Genomic DNA, 23334 nt, shown 5'->3' on the forward strand with positions numbered 1-23334 from the left:
TCCGGCAACCGGGACAGCGGGGAGCGGCATGAGCGCTCCGGCAGGGCGCAGCGCCCGGCGCCGCCTGACCGAGACAAGCCACCGGCCGAAATCTTCCAGCCGTGCCGAGGCTGCCAGCACCATCCTCACCGGCGCCCCCGGCAACGGAAGGGTACGTTGGCACGATGGGGACAGGCTGGAACGGCTCTTCGAAGACCGCTGCGACGAACTGCGGCGCGACGGCGAGGGGGGACGGCTCGCCGTCGACGGCGTTGGGTCGTCGCTGACCTACGATCAGCTCGACGCCCGGGCGAACCAGCTTGCGCGGTACCTGATCTCGCGCGGCACGCGGGCGGGCGACCGGATCGCGCTGCTCTTTGACCAGCCAACCCGGTCCTACACGGCCATCCTGGCGGTCTTGAAGGCCGGTGCCGCATATGTCCCGCTGGACGCCGGATACCCCTCCGACCGTCTGGCCTACATTGTCGAGGATGCCGGCGTGGGGCTTGTCCTGTCGCTGTCCCACCTTCGGGACCGGATGCCCCAAACGAATGCGACCATCCTCTGCCTCGACGAGGAGGACCCGCTGGTGGCCGCGCAGGATTCCTCGCGCCTGCCCCGGGGAGAACAGGCGGGGCCGCCGGGCGACCTGGCCTACATCATCTACACCTCCGGCTCGACGGGCCGCCCCAAGGGTGTGGCCATCGACCATCCCAGCATCTGCAACTTCGTGCTCGTGGCAGCCGAAGTCTACGGTTATCAGCCGACGGACCGCGTCTACCAAGGGATGACGATCGCCTTCGACTTTTCGGTGGAGGAGATCTGGGTCCCGTGGATGGTCGGTGCAACCCTGGTGCCCAAACCCGGCGGCGTCAGCCTGCTTGGCATGGAACTGGGCCAGTTCCTGCGGGACCAGCGGGTGAGCGCCATGTGCTGTGTTCCAACGCTGCTGGCCACCCTCGACGAGGACCTGCCCGACCTGCGGTTCCTACTGGTCTCCGGCGAGGCCTGCCCGCGTGACCTCATTACCCGATGGCACCGGCCGGGCCGCAGGTTCCTGAACGTCTACGGCCCAACGGAGGCAACCGTCACTGCGACCTGGGACGCGGTCCATCCGGACAAACCGGTGACCCTGGGAATTCCCCTGCCGACGTACTCGGTGGTGGTCCTCGATCCGGATGAACCGCGAGCGCTGCCACCGGGGGAACTGGGCGAAATCGGGATCGCCGGGATCGGGCTGGCCCGCGGATACATCAACCGTGACGATCTGACCGAGCGGGCCTTTATCCACGACTTCCTTGGCATCGATAACAATCCCTCGGGCCGGATCTACCGCTCGGGCGACCTGGGGCGGTTCACCGAGAGTGGAACCATCGAGTACCACGGCCGGATTGATACGCAGGTCAAAGTCCGTGGTTACCGCATCGAACTCACTGAAATCGAGTCCGTCCTGCTGCAGGTGCCCGGCATCGCCCAGGCGGTAGTGAGCACCTACGAGCCATCCCCCGGACTCGTGGAGCTGGTCGCCTACTACACACTGCGCCAGGACACCGCGGCGGTCGACGAGGCCGGCATCGCCGAAAAACTGAGCGAGACCCTGCCCGGCTACATGGTTCCGGCCTACCTCGAGCGCTGCACCGAAATCCCCGTCATGCCCAGCGGCAAGGCCGACCGGAAAAAGCTGCCGCAGCCCGGCAAACCCCGGCTCACCGGCGGCACTCACGAGTACAGCGCACCGGTAACGGAGGCGGAGGAGATACTGGCCGGTTGCCTCGCGGGGGTCCTGGGCGTGGAGAAAGTCTCCGCCACGGCACACTTTTTCAACGATCTCGGCGCCAATTCGCTGCTCATGGCCGGTTTTTCGGCCGCCGTCCGGCGCCGGGCTGCGCTGCCGCCGGTGGCCATGCAGGATATCTACCAGCATCCGACTGTCCGCCGGCTCGCCGTCGTCCTCTCGGCTGCCCAGGCCGCGGCCGAGCCGTCGGGAACCCCTGCGGGCCAGACGGAGCCGGCCCTGCGGCCTGCGCCCAGCGCGCTCCGGCACGTCTTGTGCGGCGTCGCGCAGTTGATGTTCTTCCTGGGCTACACCACCTACGCTGCCTCTTTGCTCGTCATGTCGTTCGTATGGGTTTCCGATGGAACCGGCTTGATCGACATGTGGCTGCGATCCGTCGGATTCGGCGCCGCGATGTTCCTGATACTGTCCGTCACCCCTATTGTCCTGAAATGGGTTCTGGTCGGCCGCTGGAAGCGTCAGGACATCCCCCTGTGGAGCTGGGCCTACATCCGGTTCTGGGTCGTCAAGACGCTCAACCGGAGCAATCCCCTCGTTCTGTTCGTCGGCTCGCCCCTTTACGTTCTCTACCTCCGGGCGCTTGGGGCAAAAATCGGCAAGGGCGTTGCCATTTTCTCGCGCATGGTGCCGGTGTGCACCGACTTGGTCAGCATCGGCGACGGCACGGTCATTCACAAAAATTCATTCTTCCTCGCCTACCGCGCCCGCAGCGGCGTCATCGAAACGGGCACGGTGACGCTGGGCCGCGATGTCCTGGTGTCGCAAAAGACGACGCTGGACATCGACACGGCCATGGGCGACGGCGCTCAGCTCGGCCATGCGTCTTCGCTGCAGACGGGCCAGGCGGTACCGGACGGTCAGCGCTGGCACGGCTCCCCCGCGGTCCCTACGGCAACGAACTACCTCAGGGTTCCACCGGTACGCTGCAGCACCCGCCGCAGGGTCATTTTCACCCTGCTGCAGCTTTTCAACCGGCTGGTCCTGGTCGCGCCGGTCGGACTCATCGCCCTGTCAGCGATGCTGCCGCCCTATCTCGACAGCGAACACCTGAAAATGGACAATCCGTTCTTCTACCTCGACACCCTGCTCATCACCCTGACCCTGTTCCTTGCCTCCTTCTTCGGCGGCCTCATCGCGGTCCTGACCATCCCCCGGCTCCTGAACCTCGCTCTCAAGCCGGACAAGGTCTACCCGCTGTACGGCGTGCATTTCACGCTCCAGCGGATGGTTGCCGGGCTGACGAACGTCAAGCTGTACAAGGATGTTTTCGGCGACAGCTCGTACATCGTGCATTACCTGAAGGCACTGGGCTACAACCTCGGCAAGAAGGTGGAGCAGACAGGGTCGAATTTCGGTCCCGAGGTGTCACACGATTCGCCCTACCTGAATACCGTCGGATACGGGACCATGGTCTCCGACGGCCTGAACATGATGAACGCCGATTACTCGAGCACCTCGTTCCGGCTGTCCCGTGTCAGGATCGCGGGCCGCAACTTTCTGGGAAACGACCTCACCTTCCCGCTCGAGGCACGGGTTGGCGAGAACGTCTTGCTGGCAACCAAGGTCATGATCCCGATCGACGGCCCGGTCCGGGAAAATACCGGCTTGCTGGGATCCCCTCCGTTCGAGATTCCGCGCTCCGTTCAGCGGGACGGCCGGTTCGATGAGCTAAAGATCGAAGAGGCGAAGAACAGGCGGCTGCCGGCCAAAAACCGCCACAATATCGCGTCCATGGGAATCTTCCTCGGTGTGCGCTGGTTCCTGTTTTTCTCCGGGACGCTCATCGCCGCAGCCTCCGTAACAATCTACGATGAATTCGGCGCGTTGGCGGTTGCCGTAGGAACGTTGGGCTTCGTCATTTACCTTGTGCTGCTGACCGTCCTCGTCGAGCGCCTGGTGATGGGCTTCCGCAGGTTGAAGCCGCAGTACTGCTCGATCTACGACCCGTACTTCTGGCACCACGAACGTCTGTGGAAGATGCTCGCCACTCCACCCTTCAACGGCACGCCCTTCAAATCACTCGTCTGGAGGATGCTCGGCGTCAAGGTGGGCAAGCGTCTCTACGACGCCGGCTGCAACATCCCCGAGAAAACACTTGTCTCAATCGGCGACGACTGCGCCCTGAACGAAGGCACGGCCCTTCAAGGCCACTCGATGGAAGACGGTACATTTAAGTCGGACTACATCGCGGTGGGAAACCGGTGTTCCTTTGGCGTCGAGTCCTTCGTCAATTACGGCGCCGTGGTGGGCGACGGCGTCTCACTCGAGGCCGACTCGTTGCTCATGAAGGGAGAAGACGTGCCGGAGAACGCCATCTATGCCGGCAACCCGGCCCACGACACGACGGACACCGCCAGACCCAGGCGGTTGACCGGCGCGGCGCAAGGTTGATGAAGTAAACGGGCGCGGAGCAGTGCGCCCGGCGCGGGCGCACTGCACGAAGTTGCTGCAGCTGGACTCCCGGTCCATGGTGGTAGGTGATGATTACCAGACGCGAAGCAGCCCAGTTCCTCGATATCCCACCGGAGATGGCGAAACGCCACGGGATCCCCTCCCGCATCTCCGAGGAGGAACTCGCCGCGATGGACGCGGACCCACCGGCCTGGCTGGCCCAGTCGCGTGCCAATCGCACGGGCAAGAGGCCTGTCTGGACACCGCTGCAGTGCTTCATTTGCGGCTTTACCGAGACTGCCCGGCCCAAGAAATGGTGGCCCGAATTCACCTATGTTTACTGTCGGCACCATGATCCCGCGGAGCTGCCCGAGCTGCCCGCGGGATGGGTCCGCAGCGAGTATGACGGCATCGGCACCAGGTTCACCGGAATCGTCGACGTGGCGCTTCCCGGAGACTGACCCCTGGCGGCGGGCGCTGCTGGGCTAGAGGTTTAGAAGAAAGCCGAATCGCAAGGCGAGTCCCCGCCGGTCCCTGCGCCGGACTCGGCCGGCTCCCGCCTGCACGCAGAGGGGCGGCCTCCCCGCAGGGAGGCCGCCCCCGATGGCGGAGCCGGCTGGATTACTCGTCCTCGCCGACGCCCTTCTCGGCGGCCTTGGCCGCCTTCCACACGGCCTTTCCTTCGGCCTTGGCTGTCTTCCAGTCCGCCATTCCTTCAGCCTTGACGGCCTTCCAGTCTGCGCTTCCCTCCGCCTTCGCGGACTTCCACGCGGCATCAGCCTCGGCCTTCGCCGATTTCCACGCGGCGTCCGTTTCGGCCTTCACGGCCTGCCAGGCGTGGGTCGGCTCCTCAACCGGAGCCGGCTCTTCCACGACCGGCTCCTCAATGGGGGCCGGTGCAGGCTCTTCCTCCACCGGAGCCGGTTCCTCGACCGGATCCTCCTCTACCGGCCCTTCCCCGGGGACGGGCTCGACGGGCTCTTCACCCTCGTCCTGGGTCGGGGCTTCGTCCTCGACCGGTGCCGGGGCAGCCGGCTCCTCAGCGGGGGTTTCCTCCGCGGGACCGTCCTCGACGACCGGTTCAGCTTCCTCGACCGGGGCCGGCACGATGGTTACGTCCTCAGCCGTGATGGCCACGAACGAATCCTGTGTTTCGTGAGCAGAAGCGGCTCCTGCGCCTCCGGCAGTCACCACGCCTGCGACGAAGACTCCAGCGGCCAGCTGCCGTGCCTTGGTTTTAGCAAACGATGACATGTGTTGCTCCAATCGTTGGGAATGTTGCAACTTAATCGTTACATCCGGCGGCGAGGGGCTTGCAAGCGGAAGCGGTGAATAGCCACCGATTGGCCTTAAGACCAGCGTGAGGTCTTTACAGGCCGGCGGGAGTCCGTCACACTCCGCCGCGGCCGGGTGGTGACCGGTTCGAGCTTTGTCAGGGGCTGTACCACCGGGGGATAATCGTTACACTAAACCGCGTGGGCGCAACGTCGCATCCCGTCCGTCCTGCACCAACATCCCGGGACCCCGCCCGTAAGGATGACACCCATGCCTTCGCCCCTGCCCCGCCGCTTCCTCGCCGGACTGGCCTCGTTCACCGCCGCCGCTGTCCTCGGCGGAACGCTCGCCGTCGTTCCGGCTTCGGCCACCGCTGAGTCCGACCCACCCCGCGCGCCGAGCAAGTACCTCAGCCCCCGGGACGTGCCCACCGACCGATTTATCGTGAAGTTCACGGACAAGGCCGGAGGCAGCTCCGCAGGTAGGGGGAAAGCCTACGGGCGTACAGCCAAAAAGCTGGGCGTCAGCGTGAAGGAACTGCGCGGCACCGCCACCGGGGCCCGGGTGATCAGCACCGGCAAGGCACTTACCGACTCCGAGGCCAAGGACCTGGTGGCCCTGCTTGAGGCGGATCCGGCCGTCGAATTCGCAGAACCTGATCAGCGCATGCAACCGTCGACGACGCCAAACGACGAGCACTACGGCCTGCAGTGGGACCTTTTCGAGGAGACGGCCGGGATGCGCCTGCCGGGAGCCTGGGACGCCAGCCGCGGCGACGGCGTCACTGTCGCCGTCGTCGACACGGGCATCACCGATCACAGCGACCTCAACGCAAACGTGCTGCCCGGCTACGACATGATCACTCATCCGCTCATTGCCCGCGACGGCGACGGCCGGGACGCCGACCCCCGGGATGAGGGCGACTGGTACGACGTCGGCGATTGCGGGTCCGACGACTCCTCCGACTCCTCCTGGCACGGCACCCACGTTGCCGGCACCATCGCCGCCGTCACCGGCAATGGGCAAGGAGTCGCAGGTGTCGCCCCCGGCGCGAAGATCCTGCCCGTCCGCGCCCTTGGAGCGTGCTGGGGCTACATGTCCGACATCGCCGACGCCGTCATCTGGTCGGCCGGAGGCAACGTCCCAGACGCCCCGCTCAATGCCAACCCGGCCCGTGTCATCAACCTGTCGCTCGGCGGCTCCGGGCAGTGCTCCGCCACCTTCCAGTCGGCGGTGAACCATGCCGTGAACGCCGGCTCCGCGGTCCTGGTGGCGGCCGGCAACGAGAACCGGGATGCCTCCCTGTCCACCCCGGCGAACTGCGGGAACGTCATCACCGTGGCGGCCAGCGGGCGCGAGGGCAACCGCGCCCCCTATTCGAACTTCGGGACCACGATCGACGTAACCGCCCCCGGCGGCGACGGGAGCACCGGAGCGGGCAACGGCATCGCCTCCACCTACAACCAGGGCACGACCACCCCGGGCGCGGAGGGCTACACCTACCTCCAGGGCACGTCAATGGCCGCACCGCACGTCGCCGGCCTAGCCGCCCTCATCCTTGCCGTACGTCCGAATTGGACGCCGGCTCAGATCGAAGACCAGCTCAAAAGAAAGTCCCGCCCACTTCCCGGTACCTGTGCCGAAGGATGCGGAGCCGGGCTGGTCGACGCCGCAGCGTCCCTCGACTTCCGCCCCGCCCCCTACGGTCCCCCGAAAATCTCAGGAGTCATGCGCGTCGGCAGCGTCCTGTACGGCACCCAGGGCGATTGGGGACCGGAACCGGTTAGCGTCGCCTACCAGTGGTACCGCAGCGGAAACCCTGTCCCCGGAGGCACCGACCGCACCTACACCCTGACCGGCGCCGACGCGGGACACACTTTTACCCTGAAGGTCCACGCGACCAAGGACGACTACGCTGCCAGCAATACCTCCGCCACGACGCCCCGTATCGCCGAAGGCGTCTTGGCCGGATCCGCACCGGCGATCAGCGGAACCCGCAAGGTCGGCCACGCACTGACCGCGGTCCCGGGCAGTTGGACCACGGGCACAACCTTTACATACCAGTGGTACCGGTCCGGGACGGCCATCGACACGGCCACCGGAAGCCGTCACGTCCTGACCGCGGCCGACGCCGGGAAACACCTGAGCGTCCGCGTCACCGGCACCGCCCCGGGCTACACAACAGCTGCCGTAACATCCGGTTCCAGCGGGCCCATCGCCTACGGCACCCTCACCGGGGCGGTTCCCACGGTCACCGGCACGAAGAAGGTCGGCCACACGCTGACCGCCAGCGCCGGGACCTGGACCTCGGGCACCACGCTGAAGTACCAGTGGTACCGCGGCACGTCGGCGATCTCACGGGCGACGGGCCGCACCTACGTGCTCACCGGCTCCGACGCCGGCAAGCAGATCTCTGTCCGGGTGACCGGATCCAAGAGCGGCTACACCAGCCTGAACCGGTACTCGGCCAAGACGTCTGCGATTGCCAAGGGCACCCTGCGCACGTCCGCACCGGTCATCAAGGGCACGCTGCGGCCGGGCTACACGCTGACCGCGTATCCGGGAACCTGGACGGCGGGCACCACCCTGAAGTACCAGTGGTACCGCTCCGGCACGGCCATCCGCGGCGCCACCGGCAAGACCTACCGGTTGACCGCCACGGACCGCTTCGACACGATCAAGGTGCGGGTCACCGGGTCCAAGACCGGGTACAACACGGCGAACAGATACTCGCTCTCCACCGCGCGCCTTCGATAGCGCCGGCCGGCCCAGACCAGGAAGCATGTCCGGCCACCTGGGTGCGGCGGGCGGGGCGGAAGATCCCCCGCCGGACCGGCTCATACCATGTTAAGCTCACGTAGGCTGCACTCAGGCTGGCTTCGCCTCAGCTTGCTTTTGGCGGGGCCTGAGCGGCGACGATCTCGGCGATCGCGTACTCGCAAACACCCGCCGCTTCCCCCACCTCCTCTTCGGACAAGCCTGAGGAGAGGGCAGCGATGATCTGCTCGTCGCTGGCCGCCTTTGCCTGGTCCAAAGCCCATTCGGCTGCTTCCACTTCGCCGGATCTGCACAGGACGGCGGCCAGCATGCTCCTCTGCGCGGGCGACTTGCCGGTGGGCAGGCCGGGTACCTCAAGGCCTTCAAGATGCGGGTGCGTGCCTTGCCCCAAGTACACGGCCGAATCAAGGCTCGCGATGGAAAGGGCATGGGGGTGGGTTTTGATGTGCGACTCCATGAGAGCCACCTTTCAGAGAATGAAACCAGGCTCCCGGTGGCTCGAAAGAGGGCTTCACAATGGGCAAAACCAGTTGGCCGCCTGTTTCGACCGTACGCGTGGCTGCCCTCGATGACAACAGGCGGGCTGTCGGCGAACCCCTCGCTAGCAAGGCCTCTTGAACATCGTCTTGTCAGTTTGGTGTCTTCCTCGGAGGTTGCGCCCCTTATCTCCTCCGCGAAGCTCTTTTCGGCCTGACTTGGCGGTAGGTTCGGCGAATGTTGCGTAGGGTTTGGGCTGATAGTTGGTCGCCTTGGCCCGCGGCCTGCTTGAGAAGCGCCCTACCCTCCTTAGCCTGCCCCGATTCCCAGAGCGCCAAGCCCAGGTTATGCAGTGCGTTCGGTTCGCCTTCAGAGACGCTGCGCCGCAGAAGTTCGATTTCTTTGTCGCTCCTGCCTGCCTTGGAATAGAGATCCGCGAGAGGGATCAGGACATCAACCTCACCGGTGTCGAGGTGTCTTTCGAGGAGCTGAATCGATGTGTCGAGGTCCAACTGATCCGTCGTGGTGACCAGTTCTACGGCCGCCTCTGCGCTGAGTACGCTGCCTTTTCGCAGGATTTCAACTGCGGAGCCTTCATCCCCTACGGCTCGGTATGCTCTGGCCAGCCGGAGTGGGACTAAAGGGTTCTCACCGGCGTCGCTTAGCCATCTGATCGCCTCGGCCGGTTTTCCAAGGTTCAGGTAGGCCTGCCCCAGGGCTAACGCCGCCTGCGGGTCTCCTGCCCTATGTGCCGTCTCGTATTGCTCCAAGGCTTGCATGGTCCGATGCTGCCCTTCGAGAAAGGTCCCGTAGTTGAGGTGTGCTTCCTTAACGCCGTGCTCAATCGCTAGTCGATACAGGGCTTCGACCGCTTCAGACGCGGGTATCTGCTGCAGATCATTTGCGGCGTTGAAGAGACCGTCGGCGTCGCCTGAAAGGATCAGTTCGGCCGATGCGCGAAAGTCGACCGGCTCGCTCTGCTCATTCAGAATCACTCGTCTTGTTCCTGCCGCTCGAAGGCCTCGAATTCATCACGATCCTAAAGCCGTCCGGGCGACCAGGGGTGACCAAAGCTGCGTGGCGCGCCGTCATAGTTCCAGTGATCGTTTCCCAATGAGCCGGGACACCGTTTACCTGCTCCGGGTGCCAGCATGAGCCATGTCGAAGACCCGGACCGGAACTACCAACCCAGACAAAAGAAAACACCCCGGTTCGAAGACCGGGGTGTAAGCGATGACCCGACTCACCCGTAAAGGATGTCCCGACTCATCACATAGTGGAGATGGGGGGAATTGAACCCCCGTCCGATGTTGTGTTGCCAGGACTTCTCCGGGCGCAGTTTGCTTCGGGTTTTCTTGGCCCCAACCATCCCGCAAACAGGTGGTTGACCCGGGCCCAGCCGTCTAAATGTCCCGAATACCCCAACGGCGAAGGTATTCAGCAGTGGCTCTCTTAATGACGCCAGCATCCGGGGCGAGAGCGACCCCGGGCTGACGGACTTGCACCGCTACTTAGGCAGCGAGTGCGAAGTCAGTGCGCTTAGATTCGGCACTTATTGGTTTGCAGAGAGCGTTTCCGAGATAACTCTGCATCCTCGGCCCGCTTCCCCTGGCGCGACTAACATCGTCGAAACCTGTCATCCCCGTATGTAGTTATCAAAATAACCATTGCTGCCGGGCAGTTACCTGTCCCGGACCATCCAGTGTAACCCATGTTTGCGCCGGGCTATTCCCGCCGCCCCGGCATAGCCAGCGTGCGGTCGCGGGACTTACGCTCAAACCATGGTTGTGGGCCGGCCCCCAGGCACGCCGCCGCCGGCGTCCACCCCGGCAACGTTCGGCATCGAAGAAGAATTCCTGTTGATGGACCCGCGCACTGGCTTGCCGGTGACGACCGGCCCGGCGGTGCGGGCCGCCCTGCGCCTGGGAACCACCCCGGAATGGGTGAGCTACGAGTTGCTCGACTGCCAGGTGGAAACCTCAACCCCGGTGTGCCGCCAGCTCTCCGAAGCTGCGGACGCCCTGCTGGACTTCCGTCACGAGCTGGCCCTCAGCGCCGCCGCAACGGGCGCGGCCGCGGCCGGCATCGGCGTGATTTTCGACGCCGACCTGCGCCCGGCGTCCGTGACCGACAACCCCAGGTACCGCAGCATCGCCGAGCGTGCGCCCGCCCTGATCGCCGACCAGTACGTGACGGGCATGCACATCCACGTTGAAGTGGCAGATCCGGAGGTGCGGCTGCAGGTCCTTAACCGGCTGCGCCCCTGGCTCCCGCTGCTCACGGCGGTGGCAGCCAACTCACCGTATTGGCGGCACGCGGACAGTGGCTTCGCCAGCTGGCGCACAATCATGTACCGCCGCTGGCAGGTCCAGGGCTGCCCGCCGTTCTTCGCGGACCTGCACGACTACGGCGTCCGCGTGCGGCAGTTGTACGCCTCCGGGGTGGTCCCGGATCCCGGGCACCTCTCCTGGCTGGCCAGGCTGGCCGACCACTACCCCACTATCGAGGTCCGGGCCGCCGACAGCCAGCTCACCGCGGCCGACAGCGTGCTGCTGGCCGGGCTGGTCCGCGCGCTGGTCGCCACCGAGCAGGCCGCCGTCCTCGCGGGGCGCCCGGTCACCAACTTCCATCCGGAACACCTGGACGTGGCGCTCTGGCAGGCGGCCCGGTTCGGGTTGTCGGAGAAACTGGTGCATCTGGACTCGGCCACCCTCTGGCCCGCGCACGATGTCCTCGAACTCTTGCTGCGACATATCGATGAGGCGTTGGAGCAGCACGGGGACGGCGGCTGGGTCCGCGAGCAGGCCGCACGGCTGCGGCTGGAGGGCAACGGTGCGCAGCGCCAGCGGAAGGCGCTGGCCCGCGGCGGCCTGCCCGGGTGGCTGGACTTGGTGCGCCGGTCCCTGACGGCGGGCTGATGCCACACAGGGCTCTCCGGCCGGCGGCATGGCGGGGCGGCAGCGGAAGGAACAGGGCGTCTCCCGCCCGCGGCATGGCGGGGCGGCAGCGGTAAAGCAGCTGCTCAGGCCCCGCGGTTCTTTTCCCGCATCGCGCGCAGGGCCTCGCGGTTGTCCTGCTTCTCGCGCAGCGTCTGGCGCTTGTCGTAGTCCTTTTTGCCGCGGCCCACGCCGATCTCCACCTTGGCCAGGCCGTCGTTGAAGTACAGCTGCAGCGGAACAATCGTGTAGCCCGACTCCCTCGTCTGGCGGGAAATCTTTTCCAGCTCGGCTCGGTGCAGCAAGAGCTTCCGCCGGCGCCGGGCGGCATGGTTGGTCCAACTGCCGTTGAGGTATTCCGGAATGTAGACGGATTCCAGGTACAGCTCATCGTTGTAGAAGATGGCGAAGCCGTCCACCAGCGAAGCACGGCCCTCGCGCAGAGACTTCACCTCGGTCCCCATCAAGACCATGCCGGCCTCGTAGGTGTCCATGATGTGGTAGTCGTGCCGGGCCTTTCGATTGGTGGCCACTACCTTTCGGCCACTTTCTCTGGGCACGGGGTACTCCTTCGTCGTCGGAACGTTCCATTATAGCGGCGCCACGGCAGGAGCGCCGCCGCGGTGTTACCGCCGCATAAGCCGCCGCGGCGTCACGGCCGGATAAGCCGCAGCACGCCGGGTGCCGCCGCCGAAACCTAGAGCAGGTTCATCGGATTGACGAAGCTGCCGTTGACGATGGTTTCGAAGTGCAGGTGGCAGCCGGTGGAGTTGCCGGTGCTGCCCACATAGCCGATCAGCTGACCGCGGCCGACGCTCTGGCCGGCGTACACCACGTAGCGGGTCATGTGGTAGAAGTTGGTGTCCAGCGCGTTGCCGCCGACCACGCCGTGGCTCATCGTCACGCTGTTGCCGCCGCCCCAGACCGTGCTGTCCGCGCGCGCAACGGTGCCCGCCGCCGGCGCGTAGATCGGCGTGCCGCAGGCGGAACCGTAGTCGATCCCGCTGTGCATGTAGCCGCCGGTGCCGTAGAAGTCCATCGTGCCCGCCGGAGTGGGCCGCCAGCCGTAGCCGGACGTGATGGGCCCGTTCACCGGGTTGATCAGGCCGAAGGACGACGGCGCCTGGCTGGCCGGAGGGGGCGGCGGCACCCTCGGGACCAGCTGCGGCACCGGCTGGCCGCTGTTGCGCGCCGCCTGCTGTGCCGCCTTGATCCGGGCCTGTTCCCGCTCCCAGGCCTCCTGGGCCTTGCGCCGCTCCTCGGCCTCGCGCCGGGCCTTCTCCGCCGCCTCGCGGCGGAGCCGTTCCTGCCGCTCCTTGATCTGCGAGAGCACCTGGTTCTGGGCCTGCTCGGTCTTGGCCAGCTCCTGCTCGATCTGCGGCTTCTTGGCCTGCAGGCTGTCCGACAGCGCCGAGGTCTCGGCGATCAGCTGGTCGACCTTCTGCTTTTCGGCGGCCGCCTCGTCGCGGGCGACCTGTTCGGCCGCCAGCGCCTCCTCGGCCTGCGCCTTCAGGTCCCGGATCTCCTCCTCCACGGCCTCCAGCCGCGCCCGGGAGTTCACATTCGTGGCGTTCTGCTGGGCCAGCTTGTCCAGTGCCGCGTTCTGGCTGCGCAGCGCTTGGTCCGCCAGGTCGATGGTGCTGGCTAGGTTGGCGTCGCCGTCGGAACCGAAAAACAGCGAGAGGTTGGACGGCACCCCGCCCTGCTTGTAGGCCTGGGTGGCAATCTGGCCGATGACCTTCTTGGTTTCCTCCAGCTCCTCGGCATCGCTGGCCAGTTGCTGGTTGATCTTGTCCTTGGTCTGCAGCGCCAGGTCCACGCGCTGCGCCAGTGCGGCCACCTTGTTGGCGGCGGCGTCCACCCTGCCCTCGGCCTCGGAGAGCTTTTGCTGCGCCGCCGGCAGCCGGCTCTGGTGCTGCTTCAGCTCCTTGACCGCCTCGACGATGTCGGCGTTGAGGAACTCCAGCGACGATTCGATCTGCTGGATTTCCTGGTCGAGGGCGGCCTTGCGGTCGTCGAGGTCGTCTGCCTGGGCGGGGCCGGCGGAGCCCAGCGAGAACGCGAGCAGGGCGGCCATGGCGGCACTCAAAATCCCTTGCGGAAGGCATTTCTTCCGCGGCTTAGTACGGCTCACAGCCTGGCTCCCCAATGTCAAGTTCTGTGCACGTTTCATGAGTCTAGACCTTAAGGTAGCGGCGCAGGGTCAAAAGGGACGATATTCCGGCCAGGACGGCGCCCAGCAGCACCAGCGCGGGACCTATCACCAGCATGGTGCTGGAGGAAATGAAGGCCGTGTCGGGGTATTGGCTGGCCAGCCAGCCGCCGATGAAGAAGTGCGCCACGGCCCACAGGGTGACCGAGGCCAGCAGCGCCCCGAGCACGGCGGCGATCACCCCTTCCAGCACGAACGGCAGCTGGATCACGGCCTTGGAGGCACCGACCAGGCGCATGATGCCGGTTTCCCGGCGCCGGCTGAAGGCGGAAAGCCTGATGGTAGTGGCGATCAGCAGGATGGCGCAGACAATCATGACGACGGCGATGCCCACCGCCACGAGCGAGGCGATGTTCATGACGCTGAAGACCTTTTCCAGGATCTCGCGCTGGTCCACGACTACTTCGACGCCGGGCAGCGAGGAGAAGATCTCGTTGATGACCTCGTACTTCTGCGGATCCACCAGCGAGACGCGGAAGGACTCCGGCAGCTGGTCGGCCGTCACCGAGTCCACGATCGGCGAGTTCGCGAACTGGTCGCGGAAGTGGCCCAGGGCATCGTCCTGCGACTCGTACAGGTAGGTGTCCACGTACTGTTCCACGGCCGGACTGGTCAGCGTGGCCTCGATTTCCGCACGCTGCTCGTCCGTCACGGGGCCGGCCGCGCAGCTTGCCGTCGTCGAGGTGTCGACGCACAGGAAGATGGCCACCTGGACCTTGTCGTACCAGTAGCCCTTCATCTGGTTGATCTGCATCTGCAGCATGCCGGCCGCGCCCACGAAGCTGAGCGAAATGAAGGTCACCAGCACCACGGAGACCACCATGGACAGGTTCCGGCGCAGGCCGGAACCGATTTCACCGAGGATAAAAGCCAGCCTCATTTGGCCTCCTCCGGTTCGCCCAGGTAGATGCCTTCGGACTGGTCGCGCACCAGCACGCCGTCGCGCAGCTCGATCACACGCTTGCGCATTTCGTTCACGATCACGTTGTCGTGGGTGGCCATCACCACGGTGGTGCCGTTCTGGTTGATCCGGTCCAGCACCTTCATGATCCCCAGCGAGGTGGTCGGATCCAGGTTGCCGGTGGGTTCGTCGGCCAGCAGGATCCCGGGCTTGTTCACGACGGCGCGGGCGATGGCGACGCGCTGCTGCTCGCCGCCGGAGAGCTCGTGCGGCATGCGGTGGTCTTTGCCCTCCAGGCCCACGGTCTTGAGCACTTCGGGCACCGTCTCGCGGATCACCGCCCGGCTGCGCCCGATCACCTGCATGGCGAACGCCACGTTGGCGAAGACCGTCTTGTTGGGCAGCAGCCGGAAATCCTGGAACACCACGCCGATGCCGCGGCGCAGTTTGGGCACGCGCCAGCTGGGAATGTTGGCCACGTTCTGGCCGGCGACGTAGACCGAGCCGCGGGTGGCGCGGTCTTCTTTCAGAACCAGGCGGATGAACGTGGATTTCCCGGACCCGGACGAGCCGACCAGGAACGCGAAGTCGCCGCGGTCGATCTCCAGACTGATCTTGTCCAGGGCCGGACGAGAGTTCTGGTCGTAGATCTTCGTGACGTTATCGAATCGAATCATGACTACTTTGTGCCTCAGGCCGAGGACGAGGGCTTGTGCTTGGGGGAAGAAACCTCAGCCTCTCGACTATAGGCACGCAGTCTTGAGTTTATCCTGCAGCTTGTTCGGTGTGTCGTTTCACCCGACCGGCCCCTGGCCCGCGGCCCATCCCGCCGCCCGGCCGGCCATGGCGTCGCGCACCGCATTGGCCACCGCCGCCGCGCCCGGGCGGTCCATGACGATGGTGTAGTGGTTGGTTCCGGCGACCTCGCGCACCCGCAGCGCCGGCAGCCGGCGCGCCCAGCCGTCCACGTATCCGGGCGTGTACAGGCCCGCGTCTTCGTTCAGCAGGCCGCGCGGGGCCCGCAGCAGCACCGCCGGGACAGCGAGTGATTCCAGCGCGTCCATCAGGACGGCGCCGCTGTTCAGGTCGGCGGTGTCGCGGGCCATCGCCTCGTAATTCGTCGCCGGCCGCAACAGCGGCGGCTCACCGGCGAGGTCGTAGTCCACGTAGTCCTCCACCAGCGCGTTCCAATGCTCGGCGAACGCCGGGTGCACCCGCCAGAAGTCACGGTACGCCTCCCGGGTGGGGAACGTCGCGGCCAGCCGTTCGGCGGCCGGGCCGAGCACCGACTGGATGACCTCCTCGTCGCTGAGCCCGGCCGGCACCTGCAGCGGCAGGCCGCCGTCGACGAGCACCAGGGACTCCACCAGCCGCGGGTGGCGCCGGGCCAGCACCACGGAGGCGAACGCCCCCATGGAATGGCCGACGACGACGGCCCGGCCCACGCCGTGCGCCGCGAGCACCTCCGCGAGGTCGTCGGCGTGCGCGGCCATGCCGAACGGGCCGGGCAGCGCGTTGCTGCGCCCGCGCCCGCGCAGATCCGGGGCGATCACCCGCACGCCGTCGAGCTCCTGCGCCAGCAGGCCCCAGGTGCGGTGGGAGGCGGTCACGCCGTGCACGGCCAGGATGGCCGGCGCCTCGGCGTCCCGGGGTCCCCACACGCCGGTGCGCAGGGTACCGCCGCGGACCGGCACGTCCCGGGCGGCATAGGGCAGGGCTGCGGGTTCGGCGCTCATCGGCTGGACCATCCGCCGTCCATCGTGTAGGACGCGCCGGTGACCATGCCGGCGTCGGGCCCCGCGAGCCAGCACACCAGCGAGGCCACTTCGTGCGGCTCGACCAGGCGCTTGACGGCGCTTTCGGTGAGCATCACCTTCGCGACCACTTCTTTCGGCGGCAGCTGGTGCATCCGGGCCTGGTCGGCAATCTGCTTCTCGACCAGCGGCGTCTTCACGTACCCGGGATTGATGCAGTTGCTGGTCACCCCGTGCGCGCCGCCCTCCAGCGCGGTGACCTTCGAGAGGCCCTCCAGCCCGTGCTTGGCGGAAACGTACGCGGATTTGTAGGCCGACGCCCGCAGCCCGTGCACGGAGGAGACGTTGATGATCCGGCCGAAACCGCGCTGGTACATGCCCGGCAGCGCCGCGCGGATCAGCAGGAACGGGGATTCGAGCATCAGGCGAAGCATCAGCCTGAAGGCCTCCGGGTCGAACTCCTCGATGGGGTTGATCCGCTGGATCCCGGCATTGTTGACCAGGATGTCGGTGTCCACCGCCGCCGTTTCCAGCGCCCGGGTGTCGCTGAGGTCCACCTGCCACGGGACCCCGCCGATCTCCTGCGCCACCCGTTCGGCGGCCGCGCCGTCCAGGTCGGCCACGGTGACCTTCGCGCCGCGGTCGGCCAGGGCCCGCGCGCAGGCCTCGCCGATGCCGCTGGCCCCGCCGGTCACCATGGCGCTGCGGCCCGTCAGAGTCTTCTCAGCCATGGGTGGGTCCTTCCGTCGTCTGCTGTCCGGGCGCCAGCGCCCGCTCAATGAACTGCATCATCTCTTCGAATACGTGGTCGGGCACTTCCCGGGGGACGGGCTGCGCACCGTCGTCGTCCTCCCAGAGCACCCAGCGCATGCCGATCAGTTCGCCGATGCCCATCAGCGCCCACGCCGCGACGTTGGGGTCCATCGGACGGACCTCGCCCGTGGCCTGCGCCGCCTTCAGTCCCTCAATGTAGCCGTTGACGATGCGCGTGTAGTGCATCCGCAGGGCACCGGGCGATACGAACTCCGCCTGCCGGATGATCCGGTAGAGCGCGGGGTGTTCGGCGGTGAAGCGGAAGAACGCCTTAAACCCGGCCCGCTCGGCCTCCAGCCGGTTCTCCGCCGACTTGGCCGCCTCGGTCATCGCGTGGCGCACCCGCCGGTTGAGGTCCTCGACGACCTCGTCGAAGACGGCCTGCTTGCCCTCGAAGTAGAGGTAGAAGGTGCCCAGCCCGACGTCGGCCTGCTCGGTGATCTTGACGATCGAGGCCTCGTGGTAGCCCACGGACGCAAACACCGCTTCGGCCGCCTCCAGCAGCTTGGCCCGCGTCCGGGTGCCCCGGGCGGTGCGTGGTGCAGCGCTCATGATTCCTGCTCCGATCCTGCGGTCAGCGGGTGGCGGCCGGGGCGGACGGCGGCCTCCCGCAGCCTCCCCCGGACCACCTTGTTCAGTGCGGTGCGCGGCAGCGCCGGCACGAAGGCGAAGCGGCCGGGGACCTTGAAGGCGGCCAGCTGTGCCCGGCAGTGCTCCGCCAGTTCCTCGGCGTCGGTGATCCGGCCCGGCCGGACCACCACGTAGGCCAGCCCGGTCTCGCCCCAGCGTTCGTCGGGAACCCCGACGACGGCGGCCTCGGCCACCGCGGGGTGCGAGAGCAGGACCTGCTCCACCTGGGCCGGGGCCACGTTTTCGCCGCCGGAGATGTAGAGGTCCTTGATCCGGTCCACGATCCGGAAGAAGCCGTCCGCGGTGCGTTCGACCAGGTCGCCGGTGCGCAGCCAGCCGCCGGCGAGCGCCGCCGCGGTGGCCTCCGGGTTCCGGAAGTAGCCGGCGAACACGCCCGGTCCCGAGACCAGCAGCTCACCGGTGGCCGCCCCGTCGAGGATCCCGCCGGTGGCCGGGTCCGCCACCGCCACGCTGACGTGCGGGTAGGGCTTGCCCGCGTAGCCGATCATGGAGGCCGCGTCTTCGTTGGGCAGGCAGAGCACGTTGGGCGAGGCCTCGGTCAGGCCGTAGCCCTGGCTCAGGGCCACGCCCCGCTTGTGCCAGATCCGCAGCAGCGGCGCGGGCATGGAGGCGCCGCCGACGATCGCGTGCTGCAGGCTGGACAGGTCGGCGGACGCGAAGCCGGGGTGCTCGGCCAGCAGGGCGTACTGGGTGGGGACGCCCATCATGGTGGTGACCCTGCGCTCGGCGATCAGCTGCAGCATCCGGCCCGGGTCGAACGTGCGCTCCAGCACCACCGTGGCGCCGGTCCACCAGGCCAGCAGCGGCTGGATGTTCCAGCCGCCCACATGGAACTGCGGCAGCGCGGCCAGCACCACGTCGGAGCTGGAGAGCTCCATGGTCCGCGACAGCGAGAGGTTGGTCCAGAAGCAGTTGGCGTGGGTGAGGATGGCGGCCTTGCTCGGCCCCTCGGTCCCGGAGGTGAAGATCATCAGGAGGGCGTCGTCGTCGCGCACGTCCCGCTGCACGGGCCCCGCGCTGCTGTCCAGCCGGCGGGTGGGGCAGGGTACGTGCCGCTCCACCCCCGAGGGCCCCAGCGCGGCCGTGCGCGGCGGCAGCGGGAGCATCGTGGCGGCAGCGGCGGCCAGCGCGTCGAATTCATCCTCCACCAGCAGCAGCGCGGGGTCCGCCAGCTGCAGCTGCTCGGCGATCTCCCCGGGAGACAGCCGCCAGGACAGCGGGACCAGCACGAGGCCGGCCTTGGCGCAGGCGAAGAACAGCACCACGTGGTCGGCGGAGTTGCCGGTCAGGGTGGCGATCCGGTCCCCCACCCCGTAGCCGGCGGCGCGAAGGCCCGCGGCCAGGGCGACGGCCCGGGCATCGAGGTCGCGGTAGCGCAGGCTGACCCCGCGGTCGTCGATCGCCACCCGGTCGGGGGTGGACACGGCGCGGTCGGCGGTCCAGCGGCCGAGGGTGTGGAGGCCGCCGGCGGGCGGATGGGGCTGCAGGTTCACTCGGCTTTCTCCAGGATGTCGCGCTGCCGGGCGGCTGCCTGGCGGCGCTGGCCGCGGCTGAGGGTGGCCCGCTGCACCGCGCCGGTGATGCCGCCGGGCAGGAACAGGACCACCAGGATGAACAGTGTACCGAGGATGAACAGCGGCTCCGAGAGCGGGATCCGCAGGATGTCCGGCAGGTTGGCGATGGCCTCCGACTGCGCCAGCGCCGTCAGCCGCTGGTCTAGCAGCGTGTAGAAGACGCCGCCGATGACCGCTCCCCAGCGCGAGCCCACGCCGCCGAGCACCACCATGACCAGCAGGGTGATGGTGAAGTCGGCCGAGAGGCTGCGCGGGACGGCACCGGACTGCAGCAGCAGGTAGACCATCCCCACCGCCGAGGCCAGCACGCCGCCGACCACGAACACCAGCAGCTTGACCAGATAGGGCTGCAGCCCGATGACCCGCACGCGCAGCTCGTTCTCGCGCACGGCCGCGGCCACGTGGCCGGCGCGGCTGAACTGCACCCAGCTGACGACGGCGAAGACCACCAGCAGCACGATCAGCGCCAGCCAGTACAGGTTGCGGGTGTTGGCCACGCCCAGCAGGGCCTCGGGCAGGTTCTCCGTGGCCAGGGTCAGGCCCTCTTCGCCGCCGGTGGCCTGGCCGGGGTTGCGGCCCACCAGCACGTGGCCGGCCTCCGCGAAGGCCAGGGTGACCATGGCGAACGGGATGCCGGTCACGCGCAGGCCGACCGCGCCGACCACGTGGGCCAGCACGATGACCAGCAGCAGCGTCAGGCCCATGGCCGGCAGCAGCGGGATGTCGAACGTGTCCAGGATGACGCCGAGGCCGTAGACTCCGGCGCCGAAGTACAGCGCATGGCCGAAGGAGAGCAGGCCGGTGACGCCGAGCAGCAGGTGGTAGCTGAGCGCCGCGGCGGCCATCAGCATGCACATGGCGATCAGCTGCAGCGAACCCGGGGTGTAGGTGGGCCCGGGCAGCACGCCCGGCAGGGACAGGTTCAGCAGCGGCAGCAGGGCCAGCAGCACCACGGCCGCTCCCCCGGCGGCCCACTTGAGCAGCCCGCGGACCCCGCCGGCGGCAGCCCCGCCGTCGTTCCTGCCCTTCCGTCCGCGCCGCGGCGTCCTGTCTCCGGTGCCCGGGGCCTCGGTGTGCCCGGCGGTTGCGGCGGCAGGATTCGGCTGCGCGTCCGATTGCGGGTCGGTCTTGCTGGTGGTCATGATTTCCTCCCGAGCAGGCCGGAGGGCCGGAAGAGCAGGACAAGGGCCAGGGCCACGACGACGACGAAGTCACCGGTGCCGTTGAGGTAGAAGTTCGCGAACTGCTGCAGCAGCGCCACCACCACCGAGGCGATGGCCGCGCCGGTGAGCGAGCCCAGGCCGCCGATCACGGTGACGATGAAGGCGAAGATCAGCAGCGATCCGCCCAGCAGCGGTGAGACGTAGCCGAAGTAGTGGCTGGCCAGCACCCCGCCCAGGCCGGCCGCGGCGCCGCCGATGGCGAAGACCAGCGTGAACGCTTTGCGGACGTCGATGCCCAGCGCGGTGACCATGGAGCGGCTTTCCACGCCGGCGCGGATGATCATGCCGTAGCGGGTGCGCTTGAGGAAGAACACCAGGCCCAGCAGCACGAACACCGCCGCGATGATGGCCACGAAGCGGTCGTTTGCGATGTCGGCGCCGAGGATTCTGGTGGTCTGGCTGAACCATTCGGGTCCGGAGATATAGACCGGGTCGGTGCCCCAGATCCCGTCGAACAGCGCGACCGATGCCAGCGAGAGGCCGACGGTGACCAGGACCTGTTCGATGTGTCGCTCGTACAGCTTGCGGATGAGCACGAACTCGGTGAAGGCTGCGAACAGGGCCCCCACGACGGCGCCCACCAGGAGGGAGCCGAGGAAGGTCCACCAGTTGTCGGCGCCGGCGCGGCGGGCCACTTCCCAGCCGGCGAATGCGCCGAGGGTCAGGAAGGAGCCGTGCGCGAAGTTCAGCACGCCCATCAGCCCGTAGATCAGGCTCAGCCCGGAGGCCACCAGGAAGTAGAGCGCGCCCAGGCCCAGGCCGGTGACGGTCAGCAGGACGATGGTACTCACTTGTGCACCCCGTTCGGGTCGGTGCCGGTCTCGGAAGGGGATACGGCGGCGGGGGCCGTGTCCCGGCCGTGTGCGCCGGCGGCGGGGGCGGCCTCGTCGTCGTGCCCGCCTTCGGCGTGGACGCCCAGCAGCCGCTGGGTCAGGTCTTCGTTGTCCAGGAAATCCAGCGCGCTGTCGGTGGTGTGGACCACCCGCCCGCCGGACAGCACTACCGCGCCGGCGGCCAGTTGGCGGACCACCTGGAGGTTCTGCTCCACCAGCAGGATCGGCACCGTTGCGGCGGCCCGCTCCAGCGTCTCGGAGACTTCCTGCACGATCTTGGGCGCCAGGCCCTTGGTCGGCTCGTCGATCAGCAGCAGCTTGTTCTCATTCAGGAGCGCACGCGCCAGCGAGACCATCTGCTGCTGCCCGCCGGAGAGCGTCCCGGCCATCTGCGAGGCGCGCTTGAGCAGGTCGGGAAAGAGTTCCTCCACCAGCTGCCGGCGCGGGGAGGCGTCCCGTTCGGCCAGCCGCAGGTTCTCCGCCACGGTCAGCTTGGAGAAGACCTCGCGGTCCTCGGGTACGTAGCCCACGCCGCGGCGGATGATCTTGTAGGTCGCTTCCTTGTCGATCCGCGTGCCGTCCAGCGTCACGCTGCCGCTGCGGGAGATCAGGCCGATGATGGCCTTGATGGTGCTGGTCTTGCCGACGCCGTTGCGGCCCAGCAGGGCGGTGATGCCGGTGGCCGGCACGGAGAAGCTGACGTTTTCCACCACCTGCTGGCCGGCGATGTGCGCGCTGAGCCCCGCTACCTCCAGCACCGGGCGGGCGTGGTGCTCCGGCGGTGCCGCGGCCGGCGACGTGGCCGTCGCGGTGGTGGTCGTCGCGGTGGGCGTAGCAGCGTCCTGCGGCGCGGCCGCGCGGCTTTCCGAGTGCTGGCTCATACGGGTTCTCCCAGGTAGGCGCTCTGGACGGTGGGATTGGCCATCACCGCGTCCGGGGTGTCGATGGCCAGCAGCTTGCCGTGGTGCATGACCGCCACGCGGTCGACCAGTCCGAGGACCACGTCCATGTGGTGCTCGACCATCATCACGGTGCAGCCGCGGTCGCGGTGCATCCGGCGGATGATCGCGCTCAGCCCCGGCACGTCGCCGGAGGCCACGCCGGCCATCGGCTCGTCGAGCAGGATGACCGAGGGGTTGCCGGCCAGGAGCATGGCGATCTCCACCTTGCGCTTGTCGCCGTGGGCGAGGTCTCCGGCCGCGGTGTGCAGTTTGTCCTCCAGCCCGACCTCGGCCACGTTCTGCTTCGCGGCGGCGGTCGCGGAATCCGTCCGCGAGGGAAACCGGAAGACCGTGACGCTTCCGCCGAGGCCTGCCTGGGCCGCGAGCCGGACGTTTTCCAGCACGCTGAGCCGCGGGAACAGGCTGGAGGTCTGGAATGTCCGGCCCAGGCCGGCGCGGGCGCGGCTGTGGATCGAGGCCGACGTGACGTCCTTGCCGTCGAGCGTGATTGAACCGGCCGTCGGCTTCAGGACCCCGGAGATGAGGTTGAACAGGGTGGTCTTGCCGGCACCGTTCGGTCCGATCACGCCGACCATTTCTCCGGTCGCGACGGAGAATCCGACATCCTCGAGGATGCGGGCGCCGCCGATCTGCAGGCCGAGGCCCTGCACGGTGAGCGCGGGCTGATCTGGGGAGGTCATCATGTCACTTTCTGTCCGGTCGAGGACCCTGTCCGCGGGCCGGGGCGCCGCCGCCGGTTAGGTCGGCGGCGCCCCGGTACTGCAACAGTGCGGGCCTGCC

Annotated in this window: 19 protein-coding genes and 1 other RNA gene; 4 read left to right on the forward strand and 16 right to left on the reverse strand. The window is 67.6% G+C overall.

Annotation, left to right across the window (positions count from 1 at the left end; all coding sequences use genetic code 11):
- The first annotated feature begins 28 nt into the window (after positions 1-28).
- Positions 29-4165 (forward strand): Pls/PosA family non-ribosomal peptide synthetase, encoded by a 4137-nt coding sequence (locus AC5RWG_RS04360; RefSeq protein WP_494166472.1) that lies wholly within the window; start codon positions 29-31, stop codon positions 4163-4165.
- A gap of 89 nt (positions 4166-4254) precedes the next feature.
- Positions 4255-4626, forward strand: a complete 372-nt coding sequence (locus AC5RWG_RS04365) for a hypothetical protein (protein WP_494166473.1) — start codon at positions 4255-4257, stop codon at positions 4624-4626.
- Between the two features lie 160 nt (positions 4627-4786).
- Here the strand turns inward: AC5RWG_RS04365 and AC5RWG_RS04370 are convergent, their stop codons facing one another.
- On the reverse strand, positions 4787-5419 hold the full coding sequence (locus AC5RWG_RS04370) for a hypothetical protein (RefSeq protein ID WP_494166474.1): 633 nt from the start codon (positions 5417-5419) through the stop codon (positions 4787-4789).
- 291 nt (positions 5420-5710) lie between these two features.
- Between AC5RWG_RS04370 and AC5RWG_RS04375 the strand changes: the two genes are divergently transcribed.
- Positions 5711-8197, forward strand: coding sequence for a S8 family serine peptidase (locus tag AC5RWG_RS04375; protein WP_494166475.1), 2487 nt, complete (start codon positions 5711-5713; stop codon positions 8195-8197).
- A gap of 127 nt (positions 8198-8324) precedes the next feature.
- Here the strand turns inward: AC5RWG_RS04375 and AC5RWG_RS04380 are convergent, their stop codons facing one another.
- The 3 genes from AC5RWG_RS04380 to ssrA form a co-directional block, all read right to left on the reverse strand.
- The gene (locus tag AC5RWG_RS04380) at positions 8325-8675 is read right to left on the reverse strand and encodes a hypothetical protein (RefSeq protein ID WP_494075474.1); all 351 of its coding nucleotides are present in this window, start codon (positions 8673-8675) and stop codon (positions 8325-8327) included.
- A 205-nt stretch (positions 8676-8880) separates the two neighbouring features.
- Positions 8881-9690 carry a tetratricopeptide repeat protein gene (locus tag AC5RWG_RS04385; RefSeq protein WP_494166476.1) on the reverse strand — a complete coding sequence of 270 codons (810 nt, stop codon included), beginning with the start codon at positions 9688-9690 and terminating at the stop codon, positions 8881-8883.
- A 279-nt stretch (positions 9691-9969) separates the two neighbouring features.
- Positions 9970-10339, reverse strand: a transfer-messenger RNA (tmRNA) gene (gene ssrA, locus AC5RWG_RS04390).
- Positions 10340-10476: 137 nt separating this feature from the next.
- Between ssrA and AC5RWG_RS04395 the strand changes: the two genes are divergently transcribed.
- Complete coding sequence (locus AC5RWG_RS04395; protein ID WP_494156766.1) at positions 10477-11613, forward strand: carboxylate-amine ligase; 1137 nt, start codon at positions 10477-10479, stop codon at positions 11611-11613.
- A 104-nt stretch (positions 11614-11717) separates the two neighbouring features.
- Here the strand turns inward: AC5RWG_RS04395 and smpB are convergent, their stop codons facing one another.
- The 12 genes from smpB to AC5RWG_RS04455 all read right to left on the reverse strand — a co-directional run bounded on the left by smpB (position 11718) and on the right by AC5RWG_RS04455 (position 23234).
- Entirely contained in the window at positions 11718-12191 is a 474-nt protein-coding gene (gene smpB, locus AC5RWG_RS04400) for an SsrA-binding protein SmpB (RefSeq protein ID WP_494000180.1), read from the reverse strand.
- Between the two features lie 137 nt (positions 12192-12328).
- On the reverse strand, positions 12329-13708 hold the full coding sequence (locus tag AC5RWG_RS04405; protein WP_494000181.1) for a peptidoglycan DD-metalloendopeptidase family protein: 1380 nt from the start codon (positions 13706-13708) through the stop codon (positions 12329-12331).
- Positions 13709-13808: 100 nt separating this feature from the next.
- A complete protein-coding gene (gene ftsX / locus AC5RWG_RS04410) occupies positions 13809-14723 on the reverse strand; it encodes a permease-like cell division protein FtsX (RefSeq protein ID WP_493979072.1) in 915 nt (304 codons plus the stop codon).
- A complete protein-coding gene (gene ftsE / locus AC5RWG_RS04415; protein WP_493979073.1) occupies positions 14720-15421 on the reverse strand; it encodes a cell division ATP-binding protein FtsE in 702 nt (233 codons plus the stop codon). Before ftsE ends, ftsX begins: the two co-directional genes overlap by 4 nt.
- 117 nt (positions 15422-15538) lie before the next feature.
- Positions 15539-16480, reverse strand: a complete 942-nt coding sequence (locus AC5RWG_RS04420; protein ID WP_494025607.1) for an alpha/beta fold hydrolase — start codon at positions 16478-16480, stop codon at positions 15539-15541.
- Positions 16477-17229, reverse strand: a complete 753-nt coding sequence (locus tag AC5RWG_RS04425; protein WP_494166477.1) for a 3-hydroxybutyrate dehydrogenase — start codon at positions 17227-17229, stop codon at positions 16477-16479. The genes AC5RWG_RS04420 and AC5RWG_RS04425 overlap by 4 nt, the downstream gene beginning before the upstream one ends.
- Positions 17222-17863 (reverse strand): TetR/AcrR family transcriptional regulator, encoded by a 642-nt coding sequence (locus AC5RWG_RS04430; RefSeq protein WP_493979076.1) that lies wholly within the window; start codon positions 17861-17863, stop codon positions 17222-17224. The genes AC5RWG_RS04425 and AC5RWG_RS04430 overlap by 8 nt, the downstream gene beginning before the upstream one ends.
- Positions 17860-19455 (reverse strand): class I adenylate-forming enzyme family protein, encoded by a 1596-nt coding sequence (locus AC5RWG_RS04435; RefSeq protein WP_494166478.1) that lies wholly within the window; start codon positions 19453-19455, stop codon positions 17860-17862. Before AC5RWG_RS04435 ends, AC5RWG_RS04430 begins: the two co-directional genes overlap by 4 nt.
- A complete protein-coding gene (locus tag AC5RWG_RS04440; RefSeq protein WP_494166479.1) occupies positions 19452-20678 on the reverse strand; it encodes a branched-chain amino acid ABC transporter permease in 1227 nt (408 codons plus the stop codon). Before AC5RWG_RS04440 ends, AC5RWG_RS04435 begins: the two co-directional genes overlap by 4 nt.
- Positions 20675-21550 (reverse strand): branched-chain amino acid ABC transporter permease, encoded by an 876-nt coding sequence (locus tag AC5RWG_RS04445; protein WP_494000186.1) that lies wholly within the window; start codon positions 21548-21550, stop codon positions 20675-20677. The genes AC5RWG_RS04440 and AC5RWG_RS04445 overlap by 4 nt, the downstream gene beginning before the upstream one ends.
- Entirely contained in the window at positions 21547-22473 is a 927-nt protein-coding gene (locus AC5RWG_RS04450; protein ID WP_494166480.1) for an ABC transporter ATP-binding protein, read from the reverse strand. The genes AC5RWG_RS04445 and AC5RWG_RS04450 overlap by 4 nt, the downstream gene beginning before the upstream one ends.
- Positions 22470-23234: an ABC transporter ATP-binding protein gene (locus tag AC5RWG_RS04455; protein ID WP_494049731.1), complete on the reverse strand. Its 765-nt coding sequence runs from the start codon at positions 23232-23234 to the stop codon at positions 22470-22472. The genes AC5RWG_RS04450 and AC5RWG_RS04455 overlap by 4 nt, the downstream gene beginning before the upstream one ends.
- Positions 23235-23334: the final 100 nt, after the last annotated feature.

The sequence above is a fragment of the Arthrobacter sp. Y3221160 genome (assembly GCF_059092585.1).